Source organism: Niallia sp. MER 6 (genome assembly GCF_023714395.1).
Lineage (GTDB): Bacteria > Bacillota > Bacilli > Bacillales > Cytobacillaceae > Niallia.
The window spans coordinates 39,666-62,918 of record NZ_JAMAUK010000026.1; the positions used below are offsets into that span (position 1 = coordinate 39,666).

At 38.3% G+C, this 23,253-nt stretch carries 22 protein-coding genes; 4 read left to right on the plus strand and 18 right to left on the minus strand.

Annotated elements, in window-relative coordinates; translation table 11 throughout:
• Positions 1–52: 52 nt before the first annotated feature.
• The gene (locus M3600_RS22255) at positions 53–1,081 is read right to left on the minus strand and encodes a polysaccharide pyruvyl transferase family protein (RefSeq protein ID WP_251647661.1); all 1,029 of its coding nucleotides are present in this window, start codon (positions 1,079–1,081) and stop codon (positions 53–55) included.
• 415 nt (positions 1,082–1,496) lie between these two features.
• Here M3600_RS22255 and M3600_RS22260 point away from each other — a divergent pair, with 415 nt between their 5' ends.
• A complete protein-coding gene (locus tag M3600_RS22260; RefSeq protein ID WP_233316164.1) occupies positions 1,497–1,895 on the plus strand; it encodes a DoxX family protein in 399 nt (132 codons plus the stop codon).
• A 38-nt stretch (positions 1,896–1,933) separates the two neighbouring features.
• Here M3600_RS22260 and M3600_RS22265 read toward each other — a convergent pair whose 3' ends face one another.
• The 3 genes from M3600_RS22265 to M3600_RS22275 all read right to left on the minus strand — a co-directional run bounded on the left by M3600_RS22265 (position 1,934) and on the right by M3600_RS22275 (position 5,122).
• Positions 1,934–3,859: an FUSC family protein gene (locus tag M3600_RS22265; protein ID WP_251647663.1), complete on the minus strand. Its 1,926-nt coding sequence runs from the start codon at positions 3,857–3,859 to the stop codon at positions 1,934–1,936.
• A 200-nt stretch (positions 3,860–4,059) separates the two neighbouring features.
• Positions 4,060–4,713 carry a PspA/IM30 family protein gene (locus M3600_RS22270; protein ID WP_251647664.1) on the minus strand — a complete coding sequence of 218 codons (654 nt, stop codon included), beginning with the start codon at positions 4,711–4,713 and terminating at the stop codon, positions 4,060–4,062.
• Between the two features lies 1 nt (position 4,714).
• Positions 4,715–5,122, minus strand: a complete 408-nt coding sequence (locus tag M3600_RS22275) for a hypothetical protein (RefSeq protein ID WP_237942144.1) — start codon at positions 5,120–5,122, stop codon at positions 4,715–4,717.
• A gap of 209 nt (positions 5,123–5,331) precedes the next feature.
• On the opposite strand from M3600_RS22275, the gene M3600_RS22280 reads away from it, so the two are divergent.
• Positions 5,332–6,630 (plus strand): globin-coupled sensor protein, encoded by a 1,299-nt coding sequence (locus M3600_RS22280; RefSeq protein ID WP_237942146.1) that lies wholly within the window; start codon positions 5,332–5,334, stop codon positions 6,628–6,630.
• A 66-nt stretch (positions 6,631–6,696) separates the two neighbouring features.
• Here the strand turns inward: M3600_RS22280 and M3600_RS22285 are convergent, their stop codons facing one another.
• From M3600_RS22285 to M3600_RS22325, 9 genes are all read right to left on the minus strand, one after another.
• Entirely contained in the window at positions 6,697–7,119 is a 423-nt protein-coding gene (locus tag M3600_RS22285; RefSeq protein ID WP_233316165.1) for a MarR family winged helix-turn-helix transcriptional regulator, read from the minus strand.
• Between the two features lie 71 nt (positions 7,120–7,190).
• Positions 7,191–7,925 carry an SDR family NAD(P)-dependent oxidoreductase gene (locus tag M3600_RS22290; RefSeq protein WP_251647667.1) on the minus strand — a complete coding sequence of 245 codons (735 nt, stop codon included), beginning with the start codon at positions 7,923–7,925 and terminating at the stop codon, positions 7,191–7,193.
• 223 nt (positions 7,926–8,148) lie between these two features.
• Positions 8,149–9,954 carry a carbon starvation CstA family protein gene (gene cstA / locus M3600_RS22295; RefSeq protein ID WP_233316091.1) on the minus strand — a complete coding sequence of 602 codons (1,806 nt, stop codon included), beginning with the start codon at positions 9,952–9,954 and terminating at the stop codon, positions 8,149–8,151.
• Positions 9,955–10,147: 193 nt separating this feature from the next.
• Positions 10,148–10,942: a tyrosine-protein phosphatase gene (locus tag M3600_RS22300; protein WP_233316092.1), complete on the minus strand. Its 795-nt coding sequence runs from the start codon at positions 10,940–10,942 to the stop codon at positions 10,148–10,150.
• Between the two features lie 25 nt (positions 10,943–10,967).
• Positions 10,968–11,741, minus strand: coding sequence for a phosphonate ABC transporter ATP-binding protein (gene phnC / locus M3600_RS22305; protein ID WP_251647680.1), 774 nt, complete (start codon positions 11,739–11,741; stop codon positions 10,968–10,970).
• A gap of 10 nt (positions 11,742–11,751) precedes the next feature.
• On the minus strand, positions 11,752–12,597 hold the full coding sequence (locus tag M3600_RS22310) for a PhnE/PtxC family ABC transporter permease (protein WP_237942149.1): 846 nt from the start codon (positions 12,595–12,597) through the stop codon (positions 11,752–11,754).
• A gap of 1 nt (position 12,598) precedes the next feature.
• Positions 12,599–13,396 carry a phosphonate ABC transporter, permease protein PhnE gene (gene phnE / locus M3600_RS22315; protein WP_237942151.1) on the minus strand — a complete coding sequence of 266 codons (798 nt, stop codon included), beginning with the start codon at positions 13,394–13,396 and terminating at the stop codon, positions 12,599–12,601.
• Between the two features lie 12 nt (positions 13,397–13,408).
• Entirely contained in the window at positions 13,409–14,191 is a 783-nt protein-coding gene (locus M3600_RS22320; RefSeq protein ID WP_251647669.1) for a phosphate/phosphite/phosphonate ABC transporter substrate-binding protein, read from the minus strand.
• Entirely contained in the window at positions 14,163–14,327 is a 165-nt protein-coding gene (locus M3600_RS22325; protein WP_251647671.1) for a hypothetical protein, read from the minus strand. The genes M3600_RS22320 and M3600_RS22325 overlap by 29 nt, the downstream gene beginning before the upstream one ends.
• Positions 14,328–14,601: 274 nt before the next feature.
• On the opposite strand from M3600_RS22325, the gene M3600_RS22330 reads away from it, so the two are divergent.
• Entirely contained in the window at positions 14,602–15,243 is a 642-nt protein-coding gene (locus M3600_RS22330; RefSeq protein ID WP_233316098.1) for a GntR family transcriptional regulator, read from the plus strand.
• Between the two features lie 282 nt (positions 15,244–15,525).
• Here the strand turns inward: M3600_RS22330 and M3600_RS22335 are convergent, their stop codons facing one another.
• The 5 genes from M3600_RS22335 to M3600_RS22355 all read right to left on the minus strand — a co-directional run bounded on the left by M3600_RS22335 (position 15,526) and on the right by M3600_RS22355 (position 21,829).
• On the minus strand, positions 15,526–16,242 hold the full coding sequence (locus M3600_RS22335; protein ID WP_251647673.1) for an FG-GAP repeat domain-containing protein: 717 nt from the start codon (positions 16,240–16,242) through the stop codon (positions 15,526–15,528).
• A gap of 790 nt (positions 16,243–17,032) precedes the next feature.
• A complete protein-coding gene (locus M3600_RS22340; protein ID WP_251647675.1) occupies positions 17,033–18,439 on the minus strand; it encodes a PQQ-dependent sugar dehydrogenase in 1,407 nt (468 codons plus the stop codon).
• Between the two features lie 220 nt (positions 18,440–18,659).
• The gene (locus M3600_RS22345; RefSeq protein ID WP_237942162.1) at positions 18,660–19,355 is read right to left on the minus strand and encodes a response regulator transcription factor; all 696 of its coding nucleotides are present in this window, start codon (positions 19,353–19,355) and stop codon (positions 18,660–18,662) included.
• Positions 19,356–19,370: 15 nt separating this feature from the next.
• A complete protein-coding gene (locus M3600_RS22350) occupies positions 19,371–20,822 on the minus strand; it encodes a sensor histidine kinase (RefSeq protein ID WP_251647676.1) in 1,452 nt (483 codons plus the stop codon).
• Between the two features lie 44 nt (positions 20,823–20,866).
• The gene (locus M3600_RS22355) at positions 20,867–21,829 is read right to left on the minus strand and encodes a DUF4822 domain-containing protein (RefSeq protein ID WP_251647678.1); all 963 of its coding nucleotides are present in this window, start codon (positions 21,827–21,829) and stop codon (positions 20,867–20,869) included.
• 206 nt (positions 21,830–22,035) lie between these two features.
• Here M3600_RS22355 and adhP point away from each other — a divergent pair, with 206 nt between their 5' ends.
• Positions 22,036–23,058 carry an alcohol dehydrogenase AdhP gene (gene adhP / locus M3600_RS22360; protein ID WP_233316106.1) on the plus strand — a complete coding sequence of 341 codons (1,023 nt, stop codon included), beginning with the start codon at positions 22,036–22,038 and terminating at the stop codon, positions 23,056–23,058.
• Positions 23,059–23,253: the final 195 nt, after the last annotated feature.

Here is a 23,253-nt window from a genome sequence, read left to right on the forward strand (position 1 = left end):
CCTATAATTCACCCACCAAAGAGGCCGCCTTTTGGCAGCCCCCTTTTTTATGTTAGTTCGCGAAGAAATCCTTTAAAGGCTGGAAATCGTCTGTTAGCTGAACACGATTCGGCTCTGCCTGCATAAGCTGCTCAACCAGCTTTTCCAGCTCACTAATATTCTGTGTATCTGTATATTCAATGAAGTTTAGCCCATGAAGCCAGTCTGTATAGGAATGCTTTGCTTTGCCGTAACTATTACCGAATACTAAGCATGGGGTTTTGGTAATGATGGAAAAAATCATCGCATGTAATCGGTCTGTTATTACTATTTTGCTCGAACCGATTTTCTCGAGTGTTTTCAGAAAATACTTCTCTCGTTCATCATAATCAATCATATCTACTTCTGAGAGCACAGTATCTGTTCGCTCCACAGGACCCTTTTTTTCTGCCCATGCCATCAATTCAGTAATAAAAACCTCATCGGTCACTTTTTCCTTATCTGCCCTTAATATAAACAATACTCCATCTCTGTCCAGCTCTTTCGGCACGATATCAAGGGAAAGAACCATATCTGGTGTATAAATAACATTCGAATCAAATGTTTCTTTAACAACATCAAGAGTTTGTGACTCTCTTGCCGCAATCGTTAAATTTCGGTTTTGATGATAGGCATCTTGGGATTTTTTCTTTTCCTCATTACCTGCCTCGTTGTCTTCAAAATAAACAGATTGTGGAAGGGAAATGGTTTTATAGTCCTTAAATACTTCAAATACCTTCCGTCTGTCTTCTTCAATTTCCAAATACAGACTGCCGAGATTTCCTCCGCCTGTAAAGCAAACTATATCATCTTCCTTGATTATCTCTTTGACTAGCTCTATCCCTTCTTCTGTTGCATAATCCATAATTTCAATATACTCATAATAAGGGAAATGATTTTTTATAAACTTTTCCTCCGCATAAGCAATCGCCTGATCACCAATGTTTGTATAGCTTGGTGAACCGAATAAGAACACCTTTCTTTTGTCATTTAACAAAGCTTGCGGATCAACATTCGGTGCAATTCCCTTTACTAATTTTCCTGTTAAAGTTTCTGTATTCATTGTTGCTACCTCCAATCAAACAAGTTGCTCATAGAAGCTCTTTACCCTTTAAGGGAGGAAGTATGCATTTTTTTAAGAGGTGTGCTTTACTCGTTTTGATAATATATTAGTAAAATGTATCTATTTCCGACTAATTTTATTTACTTTCAAAAAAAGGAATGTTTATAATTACAACTGGTTATTTAAATAGCTTTTTGATTATGGGTATTAATGTGATTAGATTAAGGCTTATTAGGGAAAAGAATGGTGAATGGATTGCTTTTCTCAACTGGCGGAACATATTTTAGAAGAATAATGTTCTCCGGTCTATTAGTCGTATAATCTTGACCATTTGTCCATATACTAAGCTATCAGATCATTCTATAACGATAAACATATATTGGAAGAAGGTAGAGGCATGGCTCATAATATCGCAATGGTAAATATCGGGCTTTTAATTATTCGCCTTGTAGTTGGCTTGACCTTTGTCGGGCATGGTGCCCAGAAGCTGTTTGGCTGGTTTGGCGGTACAGGCATCACTGGAACTGGAAACTGGCTGAAGACGATTGGTCTTGAAAAAGGGGCGAGAGTTTGGGCAACCTTGGCAGGATTGTTCGAGCTTATCGGCGGACTCCTGTTTGCTTCAGGTGCTCTTACATGGCTCGGAGCAGCAATGATTGTCATCGTTATGATTGATGCCATAATCGCTGTTCATGGCAAAAATGGCTACTGGATGACGGAAGGTGGATTTGAATACAATTTCGTCTTAATTGCAGTCGCTATTGGTGTAGCTTTAACTGGACCTGGTGACTACGTTTTATTCTATCAACCATAATACATAAAAAAAGCTGGCAGCCGCCAGCTTTTTATTTATTACTCAATATGTTGAAGCCCCTTCTGTAAATCAAGCATCTCGTTGCGCAGCTGAGCAAAGCCTGCAACAACAGGAAGTTGCTTTTGTGCCGGCACCATATTATTCTCAATAGACACTGCCATTGTTTCCATGACATAAAGCCATTGAGCGAGCTCCTTCTCAGGAAAATCCTCTTTCTGCTCAGACTTTAAACATACAATTAAATAATGGCTAATCTGCTTTATAGAGAAAATGACAGGCCATAATGCTTCCAGCCTACTTTTGTTTATAAACACTTCCCCTAATGCCGACTGGTAAACTGTCATTAAGTTTGTAAGATTTGTCTGCATTTTACTTCTCTCTTTGCTGTTTGCATATTCAAGCCCGCTGTTTTCAGCAAACAGTGCCACCAGTAATTGATTTTGGCTTCTGATTGTTTTGGCAATAAAGTGATTCAATAAATTTGAAGCTGATTTCCTGCCAATCAGCAGTGCCCCAGCAAGACCAATAAGACTTCCGATTAAAATATCAGTGGCTCTTACAACTGCAAAATAGGAGTAATCAAACATTTGAGAAGAATATTCTGCCATAGTCAGAGCTGAAGCTGTAAAGAATATGGCAGCTAATCCATAATTACGAACAATAAACAGTTCTGTTAAAAAGGTCAGACAGAGGATAAGAAGAGCAACTATATAGCCATTATGGACCGTCAAGAGAATACTTCCTGCAATAAACAGACCAAGGACTGTTCCAATCATTCTTTGGACTGCGCGATGAAATGTTGCAATTATTGTTGGACCTGACATGACTGCTGCACAGGACAGTGGAATCCAATAAGCTCTTTCAAAAGGAAAAGCATAAGCAATAAGCGCTGCTATCATCAAGACTGCTCCATATTTTATGGAGGATAGAAATACAATAGAGTTCTTATCAAAGGCTCCTAAAAGTACTGTCCTTAAAGGTGGTTTCACTAGCTTTACGTCATGCTGTAACTTTTCAACTGTTCGATTAAGGATACTATTGGCCTCATTAATTTTATGTACTAATTCCTCGAACTCTTGATTCCTATAATCAGGAAAATCTAAATTATTGCTGCTTCTCCCAGAACCTATCATTGCACAGATAGACTGCACCGCTGCACTAAATTCAGGTGGAATTTTAGTTTGTGTAGATATACTGGCAAGATGGGAATAAATTGCGTTGGCATGCTCATTTAATAGAAATAATTGATTCCACAATAATGTCGCCGTCTTAGAAGAATAACCAGCAAACAGGACGGATTCCGCCTCGCTCAAAGCAGTAACAGCTTTATGCTTGGCATTATTAATACCACTTGTGCCGACAGTTTCCATTAATTCTGCAAGTGCACTATAAACTTTTTTCACCGCCTTTATTTCAGGGTCATGAGGCTGAAAGAACCAGCCAAACATTGCAATAGCCCACGATAAAGCACCTCCTAAAAATACAAAGCCTGCACGCATTAGAGCTAAAGACGGATCTACAGGCATGCCAGTTGCCATCGCAAAGCAAAGTACAAAAAACAGCGCAGATGGTCCGGTTATTTTCAGTGCACCAAAAATAAAGACAGAAACGGCACCGATTATACCCAGCATTAGCACAGACAAAGCTTGATATGGTGCTAATATGGTACCGATAAACACGGAAAATGTGATTCCTAACAGGGCAAAAAAGATTTTTTTTGCTCGCTGGACATATGGAATATCAAATACATATAAATAGGTGAATCCCCCTATTCCTGCCAGTAAACCATATTCAAAGCTGCCGAAAAGGACACCAATGAATACAGGCAAAGAAGCGGCCAAGCCGGCACAAAAAGCCTTCAGCCATGGAAATGGGTTTTTGCTCACCTTAAAGGATTGTTTAAAAACTGCAAACACCTTCTGAAAATAGATTTTAGAAGAAACTTTTTCATCAGAATTATTCATTTTTGCAAAACTCCTTTGTGTAAAAATACATATAGAAAGGATTATTAGAGGATTAAAGAGGTTATATTTAGTGTATCATAATGAGCGGCGAGCATATGGGTGAAAGCTTTGTGCCATGAGCTTAGTATTCCTTTTAACAGGAACGATATTCCAAAATAATAAGGAAAGACCACTTCAAAATGAAGAGGTCTTTCCTTATTTTATGCCTTTAATTTCGCTAGTTCTTTTGAAACTTCCTCATCACTGACATTTGTGAAGCTTGTTGCAGCAAAGCTGTTAAGCGGAGCTTTTGTAATGCCTCCTGCTTGTACTTCCGCTTCCATAAACAGGATTTTCTCCTCCGCTCTTGTAATGCCTCTAACTACATTGTCTGCGTTAAAGGAACTTGACACCTGTTGGATTTTCTTAATTGATTTTGCCACATTTGCACGGGATGCCAGCAGAATCTTTTTATGCTGAAGCTCATTATATGTTACTTGCAGTTCATTGTACTTGTCTTTGAGGATAATTGTTTGCTCCTTTATTGCTTCTAGCTGCTGCTCATACACACTAAGCTGGTGCTCATGGTTGATTTTTTCCTGTACAGCAAGCCTCGCAATCCCTTCCTCTCCCTTTTCAAGAGCAAGCTTAGCTTGATGTGTTCGTTTTTCTATTAACTCTTTCGTTTGTCCAATTAGTGCTGCTTGTTTATTTTCTACGAATATTTGGCGGGATAGTGCTGCTTGCGCCTTGCCAAGCTCCTGCTCCATTTCCCTCGTATATTCATTTAACATTGCTATTGGATCTTCCATATTATCCAGCAATCCGTTAATATCAGCACTTGCCATTGTTTTTATTCTTTTAAAAATACCCATTTTATAGTCTCTCCTTTGAGTTTGTGTTATTTTTTTCCCATTCATCTAAGATAGAAGCATTATTAACGTTCACTGACGGTTTAGGTGTACTCATAGCTGATGTATTAATGAAGTGCTCAACAGATGATGATTGTGATTTCTTTTTGAAAAGTTTAATCACAAATGTGATCACTGCAGCTGCTATGATTACGAAGAATAAAATGCCCAGCCAAGAAAAACTCGGTTCATGGTGGAAACCACCCATCATTTGGCCATGACCAAACCCGCCTTGTCTCATGCCTCCGCCGAATCCATAACCGTGTGCAAGTGCGGCGGCCCCTCCAATCAGATTTTTGATGATGCTAATTGCCAATAGGATGGAGGCAATTAACACACCCCAGAAAATACTTTTTTTAACTCTAGCATTCATTGTTTTCTTTCCACCTTTCCTGTTGATAGTTTGTAGTTTAATAGTCTTTGGTGAAAAGTCGGTGAAAGCAAAAAAGAATGTAAAAGTTTTTTCCGTTGATAGACAGGAGCAACGAGCTACTATTTAAAAATAATTATTTTTACCGATATATTACATGTAAATAATTCCTAATAGTTCGGACACATTTAATTTTCACAGGGGTGGTATACATGAATATTTTTGCAAAAAAACAAAAAGCAAGCAGTTTAAGAGAGGCTGCTGAGCAGGAACGGGACAATGTTTTAATAGATATAAAAAAAGAAGCTAATCTTCTTAAGCAGCTGGAAGTAATTAATCTCACATTAGACGATTTAGCAGTAGCAAGAGTACTGCAGCCGTTCATTCGAGAAAATATTGAGGCCATCTATAATCCTATTTATCATCATGCTAATCCAGGCATACGCAAGGTAGTGGACATGACATCAATCGGTGTAGACTTGGCTGGATGTCAAGAATATGTAATTGGCTTTTTTGATGGAATCATAGATGACCAATTCGCAGAACGAAGAATGAACATCTCAAAATATTATTTAGCGGTAGGTGTAGAGGCTCGTTGGTATCTTTGTACAAATGCTGTCTTTGTTAGCACCATTCTTGACCTTTTAAAGGAAGTTTATAAAGATGATGTAGACAGCCTTATCTTAGCTGCTAATGTCACTACAAAAATTTATAATCTGGAGCTGCAGTTGTGCCTTTCTTATCTACAAGAGCTGCAAAACGAAGCTTCTGCGAAGAAGGAAATGGAAGCAAAGCAGCAAGTAAAAGAAACAATTGGGTCTATTACAGAGGAGCTTGCAGCAATGTCAGAGGAAGTTGGCGCATCTGTTGCCGATGTGGTTGTCCGCTCTGAAAACATGAAAACAGAACTGGATGAAGGCTTGAAATCCTCTATCATTACATCCGAATCTTCTATAAAAGGAAGAAAGCAGCTCGATCAAGTTATAGAAGAAACGGTGGCATTGAAAGATAGTGTCAATGAAATTAAGACTAGTGTAGGTTCACTTGAAGCTAACTCAAGGGAAATTGGTGATATCGTGGCCGTAATTACATCCATTGCAGAGCAAACAAATCTTCTTGCTCTAAATGCTGCCATAGAAGCTGCAAGAGCTGGGGAACATGGAAAAGGATTTTCTGTCGTAGCAGCAGAGGTAAGAAAACTTGCTGAGCAGACTAAATTATCTTCAAGCAATATTACTAATTTAGTTCTTTCTACTACAAAGCAGATTGAAGATGTGGTGAAACAAATAAATGAAGTAAACTCTAAAACCTTATCAGCCAATCAGAATGTTCAAGAGACAGTGAACAGCTTTGATGAAATTCTGTCAGCAAGCATCGTAAGCACCGAAAAAAATGAGCAAAACAATAAAGAAATGAGTAATTTCTCTAATATTTTAAAAGAAATTGGCGAAGCCGGCTCTAAAGTAGCTGAACTGGCAGATGATTTAAACCAGACAATGCAAGGGTATTAATCTATATAAACAAAAGGAATAAATCAGCAGACGAATAATTGACTTTTATTCGTCTTTTCCCTTTCTCTAAGCTTGTGCGTCATTCAGCTTCTCAAATATCTTTAACATCTGTAATCGTTCTTCTTCTGTCAGTTTTTCAAACAAGTTTCGGCGGAGCATTTGCCCTTCTTGGTGGGCTTTAACTACTATCTCACTGCCTTTATCTGTAATTCCTAAATAAATGATTCGGCGATCCGTTTCATCTACAATTCTTATGGCCAATCCTTTGTGCACTAGTTTTTCTGATAAATGTGTCAAGGTGGGCGGAGTCAAACCTAGAGCCTTCGCAATATCAGATGGACGGCTATTTCCCTTTTTCTCCAGATGGCTGAGAACAAGAATATGGGATATGCCAAGATCCTCATTAAACATTTTATTCCACTGAATGATTAAATTATTGGTAACCTTGTCCATGTTATGAATAATCTCGAAAATAGTTTGTTCTTCCATCAATCATATCCCTGCTTTCGATAAGTCTAAAAGCTCCTGAATTTATTCAGGAGCTCTCTTATCATACATTACTACTGAGCTGAGAATCCACCGTCAATCACTAATTCTGCACCTGTAATGTAATCCGAGTCGTCTGAGGCAAAGAACAATGCGGCTTTCGCGATATCGTTAGGCTGTCCCAGCCGTTGAAGAGGTGTTGCCTGGATTAATCGGTCAAGCAATTCTCTAGAAGTGCTCAAGGACTGTGTCATTGGTGTTTCAATGATGCCCGGAAAAAGTGCATTTACACGTACACCATCATGTCCAAAGGTTGTAGCCGCTGCTTTAGAGAAAGCACGAACTGCCCCTTTAGATGCAGAATAATGATTAAAGCCTTGACCAATTTGAGCTGTATAGGATGAGATATTGATAATAGAACCTTTCTTTTGAGCTGCCATGTATGGAGCAACATGCTTAATCCCTGCAAAAGGACCATATCCATTAATGGAAAGCATTTTATGCCAGTCTTCAAAATTAATATCCTTATACATTTTTTCAGAAGAAATACCCGCATTATTTACGAGAATATCAATCTTTCCAAACTTGATTATCACTTCTTTCACCAACGCTTGCCAATTTTCATCGGAAGCTACATTTAATTTCAGCCCATACACATTTTCCTTTTGGCTTACCTTTTCTAGTGCTGCCTCATTAATATCTGCAGCAATTACCACCGCACCTTCTTGCTGGAATAAATCGACCATGCATTCACCAATGCCTGATGCTCCACCAGTGATGATTGCTACTTTATTTTCTAATCTTCCCATCTTTATATACACTCCTAACTGTCATTTGTTTTTTATTTAGACATCTAAATATTATTTCTAATCTTCTTTAACAGCGGAGATTAACTGCCTCCGTATTATTATTTAGATATCTAAATAATAGACATCTAAATAATAACAGAATGACTTTTTTTCAGCAATTAATTTAAACTAGCCAAATAAAATGAAGAGAGCCTGCTTAAATGAATGCAGGCTCTCCTCTAAATTAAGCAGAAAGGTATTTATCTCCTCTTAAACTTGGAGTCTTCCAAATTTCCACCCACTTCTTAATGGCTGCCACTACAATTATAATTCCGAGAATAAGCATAATAATCGACAAAACACCGTTGACGACATTATAACCAGCCGCTTCTGGGTTCAAATAGACATTAGTAATCATCCAGTAGCCTGCCACATTTACTGTAGCAAAAAGATAAGCAAGCGGGATAAGACATGTAAGCATATAAGAGCGTTTATCAGCTATTTTCAAGATAACAGTAGCTCCAACAATTAAGCCAATTGATGCCATCAGCTGGTTAGACACACCAAATAATGCCCAAACAGAACCGATATCCCCTGAATACAATAAGTACCCCCAAGCTACACATGCTAATGCACTGGCAAAGATATTTCCAGGCATCCAATCGACCCTTTTCAGCGGCTTATAAACTTCACCGAAAAAGTCTTGAATTAAATAGCGGGCCACACGAGTACCAGCATCAATAGCGGTTAAAATGAATACCGCTTCAAACATAATAACGAATTGGAAAAAGTGCGGTGCTAAATTATCAAACCAAGGAATGCTGGTGAAAATATAGGTCATTCCGACAGCTAACGAAACAGCCCCTCCCGTTCTGCCTTCCAAATCCAGACCAATTTCCTGGCTCAATTCTGGCAAATGAACGGCAGACATTCCTAATGTTTTAAAAACCTCTGGTGTTGAGTTAATGGCAAAATAATCTCCTGGATGCAGGGAAACGGCTGCAATCAAAGCCATAATTGCTACTAAGCATTCAACAAGCATGCCGCCGAACCCGACTATTTTTATATCCTGCCAGCGATCAAGCATTTTCGGAGTCGTTCCAGAACCTACGAAGGCATGGAAACCGGATATGGCACCACAAGCAATGGTGATAGAAATAAACGGCCAAACAGGTCCTGCAATGATTGGACCGCCGCCGTGAATAAATTCAGTAAAGGCAGGCATTTGTACATCTGGATTTATAATGAACACACCGATAATTAAAGCGATAAAAACACCAATTTTCATAAAGCTGCTTAAATAATCCCTTGGAGCCAACAGCAGCCATACTGGCAGAGCAGCTGCAAAAAAAGCATAAATCGGCAGGATGATTGCCAATGTTTTTGAGTCAAATGTCAAGAACTCTCCTAATGCAGTCTCTTGGATAGAGGGACCGATAAAAACACCGATCATAAGGAGAATAAAGCCCACTGTGCTGGCCAGCTTTAAATTTCCTGTCTTTTTATAAAATAAACCAACACCCATCGCAATCGGAATAGTGATACCTACTGCGAATGTTCCCCACGGATTTCTCTCAAGAGCATGAAGGACAACCATTGAAAGACCTGCCATCGTAATTGTAATAATGAACAGCATGGCAAGTCCTGTACAGAAGCCGGCAACTGGACCTAGCTCCTCTTTGGCAACCTCGGACAAAGACTTTCCTTGCTTACGCATGGAGGCCATAAGCACAACTGCATCATGAACCGCTCCCCCGATAACTGCCCCAATTAACAGCCAAAGCAGTCCTGGCAAATAACCAAATTGAGCAGCCAAAATGGGACCAACAAGGGGGCCAGCTGCCGCAATTGCCGCAAAATGGTGCCCAAAGGTAACCCACTTATTTGTCGGCACATAATCCTTCCCATCATTGAGCTCATGAGCAGGAGTCTTTTTTCTTTCTTCCATTTCCTTTAGCTTCATTACCTTAACCGCCATGAAAGTACCATATAAACGATACGCAATCATTAAGAAACACATCGTCCCAATTACAATCGTAATTGCATTCATTTCATTTCAGCCTCCTTCAGTAATTATTGCTATTACATGTATATACTACCTTATAGTAAACGTTTTCATTTTTTATTTCAATATCGAGTATTGTCATATTTTAGGGATTAGGACAAACGGACTTAAGACTGCTAAGACAGAATAACTAATCAACAAAAAAAGGCCCTTTTAAAGCGCCTTTTTTCAGAAACTCTTATTCTAACCATAGATTTTGCAGTGCTACTCGGTCTGCTGCAGTCAAGTTCAATTCCTTCTCAAAGTAAATGTCCATGTTTCCATAAGTATCCTCAATAACCGTAAATACTGCTTGTAAATATTCTTCTTTCGCCGCCATCATTACATCAAACAACAAGAGTTCTTCCTCTGTCAGCTGTCCAGACAGCTCTGCTTTGATTATTTCCTGGAATTCTCGCATGGTTTCGTTTGTAATTAAGTAATCCTCTATGATTGTTTCTTTAGGAACACCCAATGCTGATAAAATCAAAGCAGCTCCTACCCCAGTCCTGTCCTTGCCTGCTGCACAATGATGAACAATCCCTAGATTTTCAGGGTTTTGGATAACTTCGAACAATCTTTTGTAGGAAGAATTATTTAAGGTCATTTTTCCGTACATTTCAGCTAATCCAGTTATATTTATATTTTTAAATAATTCACTTTTTACTATATCCTCCATTGATTGAACAAGCCCCTGTACTTCTCCAGCAATTGCAGGAATTCTCTCGTTTATGATTCCCTCTATAACAGGATCTGGTTTGACGGAAGCTTCCCCATCATCACGATAATCAAATATATACTTTATTCCCAGTGTGCTGAAAATCTCTTTATCTCTTTCCGTCATTCCCGTCAATTCGGCTGAACGGTAAAACACTCCATATTTAACTGTTCTTCCATCCGTGGTTTTATATCCACCCATATCGCGAAAATTGCGGATTCCTTCAAATGGAATAATTCTGCTTTTTGGACTTGCTGTTACTCCTTGTTTCTCCATTTACAACTACACCCCTTCTTTTAGCTTAATTGGCTTGCTCCAACATCTCTTGCTCTTTTCCTTCATAAAGGTATTTAATCATTGCATCTGTTAATTCACTTGCCTCTCCATCAAAGATAATGGTGCCTGCTTTTACTGCTACAATTCTAGTTGCATATCTTTTGGCCACATCGACTTGATGGAGGTTTACTAAGCAGGCAATTCCTTGCTCCTTACAGTTTTTATAAATAGCGTCCATCACAACAGTTGATGATTTAGGATCTAGGGAAGCGATTGGCTCATCTGCCAAGATAAGCTCAGGATTTTGCGCTAAAGCACGGCATACGCCAACGCGCTGTTTTTGGCCACCTGACAGCTCGTCCGCCCGCTTGTAAATTTCAGCTTCTAATCCTACCTTTTCAAGGAGCATGATTGCCTCCCTTTTATCCGCTTCCTTATAGCGGTTAAAGACTCCTGCCAGTGAACCCATATATCCTAATCGGCCATGAAGAACATTTTCGAGGACACTTGATCGGTAAATCAGGTTATAATGTTGAAAAATCATGCCCATTTTTGATCTGATTTTTCTCAATTCATTTTTATTTACTTTTTCAATATGCTGATTAAGGAACTCAATCGTCCCTTCTGTCGGTTCAATTAAACGATTGATACTGCGCAGTAAAGTTGATTTTCCAGCACCGCTTGGTCCAATTACGGCTATAAATTCCCCTTTTTTCACCTCAAGATTAATATCTTTTAACGCTAATGTGCCGCCATTATATGTTTTTGCTAGATTCGTAATTTTAAGGATGGTTTCCATCATATTCCTCCTAATTAGACATGCGCTTGCGAATTTGAGTTGTCATGAATTCAAGCATAAACATTGTGATAAAGACCATTACTATTCCTAAGCTTAGACTGCTGAAATCATAGAAGGATATATATCCTTGAATTAATAGTCCTATACCGCCAGCACCAACCATTCCCAAAATAACAGATTCAGCTACATTCATTTCAAATCGAAAGGCTGTAATAGCCAGAAAGCTAGTGAGAAGTGTAGGAATTAAGCCTCTAAAAACAATATGCCACCATGTTGCCCCAACTGATTGCAGTGCTTCAATTGTTTCTTGGCCCACTTCTTCAATTTGAGCAGAAAAGGATTTCACTAAATAAGAGCAGGTTGGAAAAATAAGACCTAACACACCTGCCATCGTTCCAAACCCAATGCTGGCTACAGCAATTAAGACCCACACAGTTGCTGGGATAGCACGGATAACCATAAAGAGGAAACGGAGCAGCATTCCAAAGTATCTGTTCGGAGTAGTGTTTCTTGCTGCGAGAAATGCAAGTACAGCTGCAAAGATAATACTAAGAACAAGACTTAAAAAGGCTGTTACTAAGGAAACTACCATTTCACTTGCCAGCTCAGGAAATTCGGCAAAAGACATTTGCAGCATCATGGACAGAACAGATGGAATTCTTGCTACTCCCTCTTGAAACTGGGAGAAGCTTATATCTATCTGAAAAACACAAACAATAAATAGGATACCGACTGTTGTGAAAAAGTATTGTTGCTGCCTCTTAGTCTGTTTATGTGCTATTGGTATTTTTTTCTTCGTTAGCATACTTTCTTTCATTACTAATGTATTAGGGATCGGCATTTGGCTTTTTGACATGTTAAATTAATCTCTCCCTTACCCGGTTTGTTACAAACTCGACCATTAAAATCAGGATGACCATTATGGCAATGACGGTAGAGGTTTTGCCATATTGAAACAAATCCATCGTTTGCTTTAAGATGCTTCCCATTCCCCCTGCTCCTACCAGCCCAAGAATGGCGGAAGCGCGGATGTTAATTTCGAACATAAACAGCGTCCATGAATAAAAGCCCGGCAGGAACTGCGGAATAATTCCATGTTTAATCTTTTGGAAATAGGAAGCACCACAAGCATCAAGAGCCTCGATGCCTTCCTTGTTCAGCTCTTCAATCGATTCTGCATAGACACGGGATAAAAAGCTTGTCCCAAACAAGACTAGCGCAAACAGCCCTGGCATTGTTCCAACCCCAAATATTACTACCAAAATAGATGCCCATACTAAGAAGGGAATATTTCTTAAAAAGGCAATTATCCCTCTGAAAAACAGCCGAACAGCTGAATGCGGCGTCGTATTGTGCGCCATACAAAATCCAATGACAATGCCCAGTACGGAAGACAAACATGTTGTCACTACCGCAAAAATAAGTGTATCGACAACAGGACCAAGGTATGTGCTCAGATCACTAATATTCGGTGGAAAAAAATCTGTAAATAAAAACTGAAAAAATAAAGGGATGCTTTGGATTAGCTCAAATATATCCATTTCTACAAACCAAACGGAAAAAGCAATCAGGATGGCGAAGAATATAAGGGACAATGTCCCTTTCATTTTGCGCATTTCAGCTGTTTTCAGCGCAGGGTTATTGTGTGCTGGCATATCAGTTCCTCCTTAGCTTTCCAATAGTTGCTCAGGACTTAAGTTAAGCATTTCAGCTATATCACGCAATTGGTCATAATCACTATCAGATGCTTCCATAAACTTTGCATTTTCCGTACCCAAAATATTTTTAAAATACTGCGGATCATCGTAGCTCAATAAAAACTCTTTAATATTGTCTTTCATTTCTTGATCTAAGCCGCTTCTTACTGCAAATGGTGCTCCAACAGGAATTGCTTCAGACTCTGCAATAACACGGTAGGAACCTTTTTCAATTATTCCTTTTTCCTCAAGCATTGCCGGCATCATCGCAGAAACCCCGGCAGCATCATATTGGCCGCGCACAACACCTATAAGGGCCTTATCATGTCCTCCAGCGAATTGCACGCTTTTAAAGAAACTTTTTTCTAGTTCCTCTACACCAATGCCCAGCTCTTTAACAATCGTTGATTTAGGAAGCAAATGCCCTGTTGTGGATACTGGATCAGCAAATCCAATTGTTTTGCCTTCCAAATCGGCAATTGTTTGAATGTCTGAATCTTTAGGAACAACAATAACAGATGGCGCCTGTCCTTCTAATTCTGGATTATTTAGATTAGCAATAAGCTCTGCATCTGCTCTTTCCTCCGCAACTATGTAGGAGAACGGACCAAACATAGCCATATCTGCTTTATTATTCTTCATCGCTTCGATTGCAGCATTATAGCTGTTGGCCTGATAAGCCTCCACTTTAACGCCAATTTTTTCAGAGAGTTCCTTTTCAAAATTACTGTATGTTTTTTTGCATTTGTTCATCAGACTCCTGTGGCAGATAAGCAATAACAAACTTATCCTTTTTTGCAGAACCTGACGAACTGCTTGTCCCACAGCCAGCTAAAATCCCCGATATGATAAGCATGAACACTAAAAATGAAAGAAGTTTTTTCATCATTTCCTCCTGAAGTTATCGATTTTTTTCCTGTATGGCCACATCTTTATTTTTATAAGGACTAAGAACATCCCTTCAAACTACCGGAAAGAAAACCTCCTTTGAATGCAACTTGTATACAACTTGAATGCAATAATAGAATAACGCCTTAACGTAAAGTCCATATTAACGAACTATTAAGTTAATGTAAGTAAATCACTTAGCTTTTGTTTGTTGCGGTTGCATAAAGTATCAGGTAAGATAAGTGTGCAATCCTATTTTGAAAGGAAATGGAAATATGTCCTCCTTAGTTGACATCGCCTACAACAAAATCAGGGAAAACATTATGACTGGTATTTATATGCCTGGATCCCTTTTATCAGAAAATGAACTAGCTGAACTGCTGAACATGAGCCGGACACCTATTAGAAGTGCCATCTCCCGTTTAGAAACAGAAGGGTTCGTCTCCTCACTAAAAAACAGGGGCATTTTCGTAAAAGAAATATCTTTCAAAGAAATGTTAGATGTAATGGAAGTATTCCTATTTTTAGAGGAGTTTTCCGTGGATTCCGTTAAGGAAAAAGGCCTCACCTTTAATATAGAAGAATTAAAAACCCATTTAGATCAGCAACTTGAAGCGGAAGAAAGAGATGATTATCCTTCCTATGTGCACTCATCCATGATGTTCACACGAAGTATGATCACTTCAGCTAATAACCACAGAATGCTGCAAATCATGGATTCTGTTAAGGATAAGCTTATTCATTTCGGCATTATCAATTGGAAGCTGACACCTCATCAAAAACATTACTCTGCCAATCTACTAAACAAGGCTATTTATGAAGCGGTTTGTGCCGAAAATTATGCGGAGGTCAAGCGGTTATGTAAAGAGGCTTATGGGAGAAATCGGGAACGATTTATTCGATCTGGAATTCAGTAAAATCAGGAAACGGCCGTTGTTGCGGCTGTTTATTTTTATTTTGGAACAAACAAAAAGAAAAGCTATTCTAGCTTCTCTTGTACGGCACTTTTTAGTTTTACCCATTAACCTTCAGCTTTCTCTTTAATCGAATTGCAACTGCAATGACTAACATCCTTAATATTGCACAACCCTTATAAAAGCAACCACTCCTATTATCACAGTTTTAAGGGTAACTTGGTGCCAAGTTGGTTGTGTTAATGGGGTATAAATTGTTTGTAAAAGGGAGGGAGAGATGCTAGTTTAAAATCCCAGAATAGCAACATATTGATTTTGCAGCGCAAATCTATTATTTGACCAGCCTAAAGTATTCAGCACATAACCTAAAGAATCGGCATTATATCTGCCTGCGACTTTTTGATAGGCTAATAGTTCATAAACATTATTTAAATCAAAATCTACAGGATACAAACCGCTTAAAGGATTTACAAAACCAGTGATAGGACTCTTCAATTTACCATTAGGATCATAAATTTCATTTAAATAATCTGCATCTCTTGTTGATATATCGATTATATAATTTTGATTATTAAACTTGCTGAAAACCTTCACTTTATAATGATCTAAATACGTAACCTCGTACTGGTATTGTTCATTATAGACATTGAAATCAAATAACAGTTTTGCAGTATTCCCTTCCAAAGAATATATATAATGATACATAATTCCACCGCTGCCGCCGGTGGCAATACTTATAAAAATATCGTCGATGCCATCTCCAGTGAAATCTCCTAAAAATAACACAGGATTGTAGCCTGCATTTTCACGTAGGGAAACACTTATTACCTGGCCAGTTCTTCCATCTTGAACATGAAGCGTAATATTTTGAATAAATGGACTGTCTGCTGTCTTCGTTCCAGTTAAATAGACATTATCAGGCATTCCATCCCCATTAACATCACCACGTGCAAAGGAAACAACTTCCGGCTGATTAACCCCAGTCCTATAATAATGATACATACTATCCCTCTTTTCAGCTTGGCGATTCCTTATATATCCCGTTTTTACTTCGTTCCTACAGTCTATGGTGTTTGATGACAATAGAGTCTGTACGATAAAATATATCTCCTAAAATAACGAAACTAAAAGGAGGCAAATGTCTCCTTTTAGTTTCGTTTATTAATATTAAATTCACCTCTTCTATATAATGTATAGACGAATATAAAATGAGGTGAAATTGTATACCATTTCAAACCTGTTTCTAATGAAGTTCGTTTAGCTCAAAAAACATTTAAAACCTATAAAAAGACGAAAAAGCTTATTTTAGGAGCGATTTTTGCTTGTATAGCAGCTGTTCTCCAATCTGCGGGCGGCTTTATTCCCGGAATAGGCTATCTTTTAAGCCCCCTTGCCACAGCACCTATTCTGTTATATTCGATGCTTTCTACTCCATTTGGAATTCTGGCTTATTTTCAAACAATTTTATTGCTATTCATCCTTCAGCCAACAGAACTGATTGTATTTCCTTTTACAACAGGATTATTAGGGCTTGGCATTGGGGCAGCCTTTTACTTCTTTAAACACAGATTAAGTATTATTGCTGCTGGAACTTTGTCTTTAATGCTAGGCATAAGCACTCTGTTGTTTTTACTGCACTATCCTATTCTAGGGCCAGCCTTCTCAAACTCCCTTTCCTATCTTACTATTGGCCTTATTTTTTTCTGTTGCTTCCTTTACAGCTGGATATGGGTCGAAATTGCTTTAATTATTTTTAAACGATTAAAAGTGTTTGCTAGCTAGCTATATAAGGTTATGGAATTATTTCAAAAACAGTGCCTTGGTTATAATCAGCTACCTTCATAGACCCATATACTCCTAAATATAAGGTAGTTTGATTTAGATTTGATCCTAAGCTAACATAGTATGCTGACTGCGGCCCAAAGTCATAATTAATATCAATGACATGAAAATCATTTTGTTTCCCATCTGGTCTTGCACTTGTATATGCTAAAGCACCTCTTTTTCGTGCAGAGTTCTTCCGCATAACATCAGTAAAGATAACTCTTCCCGTTAAACTAGGAATTTCATTTCCTAAGTATGGCTGAACTCCAGTTAGTGCTGTTCCACTAAATTTATCCGGTCTAGGGTCTTGATGAAAGTAACTGGTTAAAGGCGGAAGTCGACTCCCTGAGAGTGTCACAGCTTCCTTATAAAAGCTCCATATTTGCTCCTTAGTTTCTGGGTTAATCGTACAATCTCTTATAATGGATGTAGGAAAATCTCCTTCCCAACCCCGCCAGCCGAAATTTATCAGTCCTTTTTGGCTTGATTTGATATTTCTATCATAAGCTTTAACAAGCTGAGTAACCGCTATTGGCTTATAATGGACAAATGCAAAAATAGACTCTACCAAATCTTGTCCGACATTTCCTGCATATTTAATAAACTGTTGATAATAACTTTGAAATGAAATACCTGTTATATTTCGAACTCCTTTTGCCATAACAGTGAGCATCTCCTGAATGTCTGAAGGCAGTTCATGAAAACGAGTAACGACAGGTTGATTATTGGTAGATGTATACTTATTTATATCCACTTCAATAATTTTACCGGCGATTTCCATATCATCTTGACTTAAATTATATGGGTCATAACCTGATCCACCATCCCCAGTTGTTAAAATAAGTTTGCCTGTTTCAGGTGAAAAGTTTAAGCTGTTGACACCATTATGATTTGAAAAAGGCCTTCTTAAGTTAAGCAGTGTCCGTCTTTTTTTAGGTTGGCCACTAGATTGTAAACCCCATTCTTCTACCTTATCTATATGGTCATACTGAGATTCTCGATTCGTCCACCTTAACTTTAAAGTTTCAGGCTTGCATGGGTCAGGTTTAAAATCTTCTAGTTGAACACCTGGCCCCTGTGTTCCAGCTGCAGAATAATGAAGGTAAAACAAACCGTTATACCTAAAATTAGGATGAAAAGCTAGCCCAAGCAATCCTCTTTCATCATATCCGCCACTAGTGCCTAATTGTATGATGAGCGGGCGAATATCTAAAAAAGTGTTAATCCTCCCGTTACCCACATAAAAGATTTCTCCTACCTGGGTTGCAATAAATAAACTTTCAACAGAATCACCTGGAAGTACAGCTGTTTTCATTACAGTGGGCAAATTTATCTTACTTACAATCGGGCGTAAACCAACTTTAACTTTTTTCAACTGCTTTGACCTCCCCCATTTTCTTTTATAAGAATATGTTTTGAGCTGTTTTATAAGTACTAAATTAAGATGGGAGATTTTATGAGAAAAAGGATCGCACTTAGCTACCTCCTCTAAACAAAAAAAATGAGTTCGATATATACCGAACTCATTTTAACCAAGCTGTCTAATGAAACTAAGCAATAATAGAAGTTAAAATGTTTCATGTGAAACATTTCTGCTAGCTATTAAAGCGATAACCACTTCCCCAAATTGTCTCAATCGGCAACTCTGATAGTTTACCTTTTTTTAATTTTTCCCGAATGCGCCCCACATGAACTACAACTGTAAATACATCACCATCTAAATCATCCATATACCAAACTTGCCTGAAAAGCTGCTCCTTTGTCCATACGCGGTTTGGATGCTCCATAAAGAACACAAGTAAATCAAATTCCTTCGTAGGAAAAATGAACTCCTGCCCTAAAATAAATACTTTACGTGCACCTTTATCGACTAGAATATCCTTCATTTCTAGAATATCCTGTGAATATCCAGCACCTGTCAGCTGCTTAAACCGTTTTATATGGGCCTGTACACGTGCAACGAGCTCACTCGGGCTGAATGGTTTGGTCATATAATCATCTGCACCTAAGCCGAGTCCCCTTATTTTATCAATATCTTCCTTTTTCGCCGAAACAATCATAAGAGGAATATTTTTCTTTTCACGAATCCGCCGGCAGATTTCAAAACCATCCAAAGAAGGCAGCATCAAGTCAATAACAATTAAGTCAAAGGGTTCATTTAATGCCCGATTTACACCTTCTAAACCATCTACTGCAATCTCAGCCTCCATTTGATGTATCTCTAAATAATCTCTTTGCAGCTCAGCAATACTAATATCATCTTCAATAATTAATACTCTTGGTGACAGCATGATAGACACCTCCCTTTAAGCCCTTGCCAATATTATTGTTACAGTCGTGCCTAATTGCAACTTACTTTGAATCTGCACTTTTCCATGGTGTTTATCGACGATTTGCTTAACGATAGCAAGCCCTAAGCCGCTGCCTCCTGTCGTCGTTGTACGCGCTGCTTCTCCACGGTAAAAATGGTTAAATACATAAGGAAGCTGAAAATCTGCAATTCCCTGTCCATTATCTGTGACATATACCTCAACATTATCAGCAGCTGCCAATGCTTCTATTGTTATAGATAATGGCTCTGCTAGCTTCTTAAACTTTAAGCTGTTTTCAAATAGATTATTAAATGCCCGATTCATTTGCATACGGTCAATAGAAACATATACCTCATCAGCCGCATTTATCTGGAACTTAACATCTTGGTTGTATAATTGAAACTCTTCTGCCATATGCACAAGAAAATCGGAAAGCTGAATACGTTCAAATTGGAAAGGAACTGCTTCTGCATCAAGCTTGGAGTACAGAAAGAGCTCTTCTATTAACTGATTCAAAGCAAGTGATTTAGAATGAATTGTTCTCAAATACTTTTCCTGCTTTTCAGGAGTATCAGCAACCCCCTCTCGCAAGCCTTCTATATAACCGATAATAGATGTAATTGGAGTTTTTAAATCATGAGATATACTCGCAATTAATTCTTTTCGATTATTTTCAAGACCTTGCTTTTCCTTTTTAGAGGCTAAAAGTGTTGCGCGCATACTCTCAAAATTTTCTTTCAGCTGCTGCACTTCCTTTGCAGTACTCTCCGGTAAGGCTGGTGTTTCAATTATTAAGTTTTCCTCGCGCAGCTCAGACATGAACTGTCCTAAATTTTCTAAAGGCTTAATAATAGTCCTGCGTAATAGCTGATTCAAAAACAGCACAGCTCCAAATGATGCAAGTAGGATAATGATAATAATAGCAATTCCCCATTTAGTAAAAAACTCTAATAGATTATTTTCCTTTTTTAACACGAGAATACTTCCCTTTGCCTGATCACTATAATAAAAATCAAACTTAATAAAACGATATAATCTTCCTGCGTTATCTATTGTTCCTTTTGTTTCAATATTATTTGCATCAAAAACTGGAAAATGAACAACTAGCGATTTTTCAACTAAGCCTTTGGAATAATACAAAATATCCTTATCATGGCGTATGACAACACCGAGTGACTTTTTCTCAATATCTTGGAAATTTCTTTGCACATCTTCTACTAAAAGCTGGTCTGGATCTGTTTTTGCAATATTGCGCAGCTCAACGTAAGCAAGCTCCTCTTCCGGACTCAAGGAGCGCTGCTTCGTAAAGGTTTGATACCATGTTTTCGGTGTCGGAACAGTACCTGTCGTTACATAAAACAAAATACATAGGATTGCGAGAATAGAGATACTCGCAATCACAATACCGCCAATATATGAAATTAAAAACCGATTTTTAATGGTCATTTTGATTCCCTTCTCCATTTATAAAGGAGATAGTCAATGCTTTCTTAAAAGCTAAAGGACGGTTTTGATTCTCCTTTATATGGTTCATGCTCTACAAAAATGGTAATGTCTTTTCCTTCAGCATCCTTCCCGACACGTTTATAAGTAAATCTATTTTCATTCAACTCAGTAAGCTCTAACGCTGCACCATATTTATTTTCACCGATTGAAACATGTGCACGGATTTTATTATCATTGGTTACATCAAAGTAACCAAAATCGCCGCGGCTTTCCCCTGTTTCCAGATTAAAAAATTCATATTGATTTGTATATTTATCAAACTTTGCTAAGCTGATAAAGTTTTCATTATACATAGTAACATCATTGCCTTCTTCATCAACAGCCTTTGTACCTTGCCATAACGTACTGCCAAGAATATTATCTCCATCTTCCTCTGTAACAATATCCCCTGTAGAAGCCGTTAAATTTCGCGCTGGTGTTGTGAAGGTTAGCTTATTTTCATCATACGGTATATGCTCAACAAAAACTTCTATATCATTGTTATCCGCATCTTTCCCCATGCGTTTATAAGTAAAGATATCCGCTTCCAATTCTGTTATATCAACAACTGCCTGATAATTCATTGTACTGGAAATAAGTATACGCTTTGCACCATCATTTGTCATAAAGAACGTGCCTTCATCACCGCGTGTCTCACCAGTTTCGGCATTAAAAAATTCATAATGTCCAGTCACTGAATCATACTTTGCTAAGCCAATAAAGTTAGCATTCTCCTTTGTAAGATCATTATTATCTTTATCATAAACACGAGTACCCTGCCAATTTGTGCTGCCTAGTATATCGGCCATCTCTTGACCTTTTGTTTGTTGGACCACACTTTCCTGTTCTGTCTGCTGAGTCTTTGCAGAGTCTGATTTCGCTTCATTATTTGTTGTATCACTGCATGCCGCAAGAATAGTAATTGAGCTTAAAAAAGCTGCTGCTGCCAATTTAAATTTTTTCTCCATATTTATTCCTCTCCTTTATCATTTGCTTACCTTTATTTTAGAGACCAATACTAAACTCCTTATATCGCAAATATAAACAAAATATAAATTCATAAATTGTTCAATATTTCACAATTTTATGGTGGATTTCCGTGTTATGATGAACCCGTAATAAGGTTAAAGGAAACTAGTAATATTCTTAATCACTAAAGGAGTGAATCACATTTATGAAAGCAGTAGTAGTTAATCCAAAATCTAAAGCAAACATTGAGATTATTGAAAAGGAATTGCGACCGCTAAAATCTGGTGAAGCCTTGGTAGATGTTGAATACTGCGGAGTATGTCATACTGACCTGCACGTGGCTGCTGGTGATTTTGGTAATGTGGAAGGCAGGATCCTTGGACATGAAGGGATTGGAGTTGTATCAAAAATTGCAGATGACGTCACTGGCTTAAAGATTGGCGATAGAGTCAGTATTGCCTGGATGTTCCAAGCCTGCGGCAGATGTGAATACTGCACAACAGGCAGAGAAACATTTTGCCGCAACGTCCAAAACGCTGGCTACAGTGTCGATGGAGGGATGGCTGAACAGTGCATCGTAACAGCCGATTACGCAGTTAAAGTGCCTGAAGGACTAGACCCTGCACAAGCTAGCAGCATCACGTGCGCAGGTGTTACTACCTACAAAGCGATTAAAGTTTCCGACATAAAAGCTGGTCAGTGGATTGTAATATATGGCTGTGGCGGATTAGGAAATCTTGCTATCCAATATGCTAAACATGTATTTAACGCAAAAGTTATTGCAGTAGATATTAATGATGATAAATTAACATTAGCTAAAGAAATAGGAGCAGATATGACAATCAATCCTGTCACACAGGGGGATGCTGATAAAATCATTCAAGCACAACTCGGTGGAGCATATGCAGCAGTTGTAACAGCTGTTTCAAAAACAGCATTTAACTCTGCCGTCAACGCAGTCCGCGCCTGTGGTAAAGTTGTCGCAGTCGGCCTGCCATCAGAGACGATGGACTTAAATATTCCACGCCTTGTACTTGATGGGATAGAAGTAGTCGGATCATTAGTTGGCACACGCAGAGATTTAGAAGAAGCGTTCCAATTCGGAGCAGAAGGAAAAGTAGTTCCAATTGTGCAATCTCGCTGCTTAGAGGAAGTACAGGATGTCTTTGAGGAAATGGCGCATGGTAAGATTCAAGGACGGATGGTGATTGATTTTAAACAGTGCTAGTGTGATTGCTGAAACCATGAATACGTGCATTCTGACATAAGCTTAGGTTAGATATTCCCAATATTTATCAATAAGAAAAACCGGGCATAGCCCGGTCCTTTTCATGGTTAGAGAATATCCGATAATTTGTACTCTATGCCATGTACCCCTTTATAATACTCAGGATACATTTCACCCCCACATTTTTCACATGCA

Excerpts from the sequence above, each read along its gene's own strand:
- M3600_RS22310 (WP_237942149.1), bottom strand. The coding sequence starts at position 12,597 with ATGTCAAAAAGCCAAATGCCGATCCCTAATACATTAGTAATGAAAGAA.
- adhP (WP_233316106.1), top strand. The coding sequence starts at position 22,036 with ATGAAAGCAGTAGTAGTTAATCCAAAATCTAAAGCAAACATTGAGATT.
- M3600_RS22255 (WP_251647661.1), bottom strand. The coding sequence starts at position 1,081 with ATGAATACAGAAACTTTAACAGGAAAATTAGTAAAGGGAATTGCACCG.
- cstA (WP_233316091.1), bottom strand. The coding sequence starts at position 9,954 with ATGAATGCAATTACGATTGTAATTGGGACGATGTGTTTCTTAATGATT.
- M3600_RS22280 (WP_237942146.1), top strand. The coding sequence starts at position 5,332 with ATGAATATTTTTGCAAAAAAACAAAAAGCAAGCAGTTTAAGAGAGGCT.
- phnC (WP_251647680.1), bottom strand. The coding sequence starts at position 11,741 with ATGGAAACCATCCTTAAAATTACGAATCTAGCAAAAACATATAATGGC.
- M3600_RS22320 (WP_251647669.1), bottom strand. The coding sequence starts at position 14,191 with ATGAACAAATGCAAAAAAACATACAGTAATTTTGAAAAGGAACTCTCT.
- M3600_RS22260 (WP_233316164.1), top strand. The coding sequence starts at position 1,497 with ATGGTAAATATCGGGCTTTTAATTATTCGCCTTGTAGTTGGCTTGACC.
- M3600_RS22270 (WP_251647664.1), bottom strand. The coding sequence starts at position 4,713 with ATGGGTATTTTTAAAAGAATAAAAACAATGGCAAGTGCTGATATTAAC.
- M3600_RS22350 (WP_251647676.1), bottom strand. The coding sequence starts at position 20,822 with ATGACCATTAAAAATCGGTTTTTAATTTCATATATTGGCGGTATTGTG.
- M3600_RS22355 (WP_251647678.1), bottom strand. The coding sequence starts at position 21,829 with ATGGAGAAAAAATTTAAATTGGCAGCAGCAGCTTTTTTAAGCTCAATT.
- M3600_RS22265 (WP_251647663.1), bottom strand. The coding sequence starts at position 3,859 with ATGAATAATTCTGATGAAAAAGTTTCTTCTAAAATCTATTTTCAGAAG.
- M3600_RS22335 (WP_251647673.1), bottom strand. The coding sequence starts at position 16,242 with ATGTATCATTATTATAGGACTGGGGTTAATCAGCCGGAAGTTGTTTCC.
- M3600_RS22300 (WP_233316092.1), bottom strand. The coding sequence starts at position 10,942 with ATGGAGAAACAAGGAGTAACAGCAAGTCCAAAAAGCAGAATTATTCCA.
- M3600_RS22345 (WP_237942162.1), bottom strand. The coding sequence starts at position 19,355 with ATGCTGTCACCAAGAGTATTAATTATTGAAGATGATATTAGTATTGCT.
- M3600_RS22275 (WP_237942144.1), bottom strand. The coding sequence starts at position 5,122 with ATGAATGCTAGAGTTAAAAAAAGTATTTTCTGGGGTGTGTTAATTGCC.
- M3600_RS22285 (WP_233316165.1), bottom strand. The coding sequence starts at position 7,119 with ATGGAAGAACAAACTATTTTCGAGATTATTCATAACATGGACAAGGTT.
- phnE (WP_237942151.1), bottom strand. The coding sequence starts at position 13,396 with ATGCCAGCACACAATAACCCTGCGCTGAAAACAGCTGAAATGCGCAAA.
- M3600_RS22330 (WP_233316098.1), top strand. The coding sequence starts at position 14,602 with ATGTCCTCCTTAGTTGACATCGCCTACAACAAAATCAGGGAAAACATT.
- M3600_RS22290 (WP_251647667.1), bottom strand. The coding sequence starts at position 7,925 with ATGGGAAGATTAGAAAATAAAGTAGCAATCATCACTGGTGGAGCATCA.
- M3600_RS22325 (WP_251647671.1), bottom strand. The coding sequence starts at position 14,327 with ATGATGAAAAAACTTCTTTCATTTTTAGTGTTCATGCTTATCATATCG.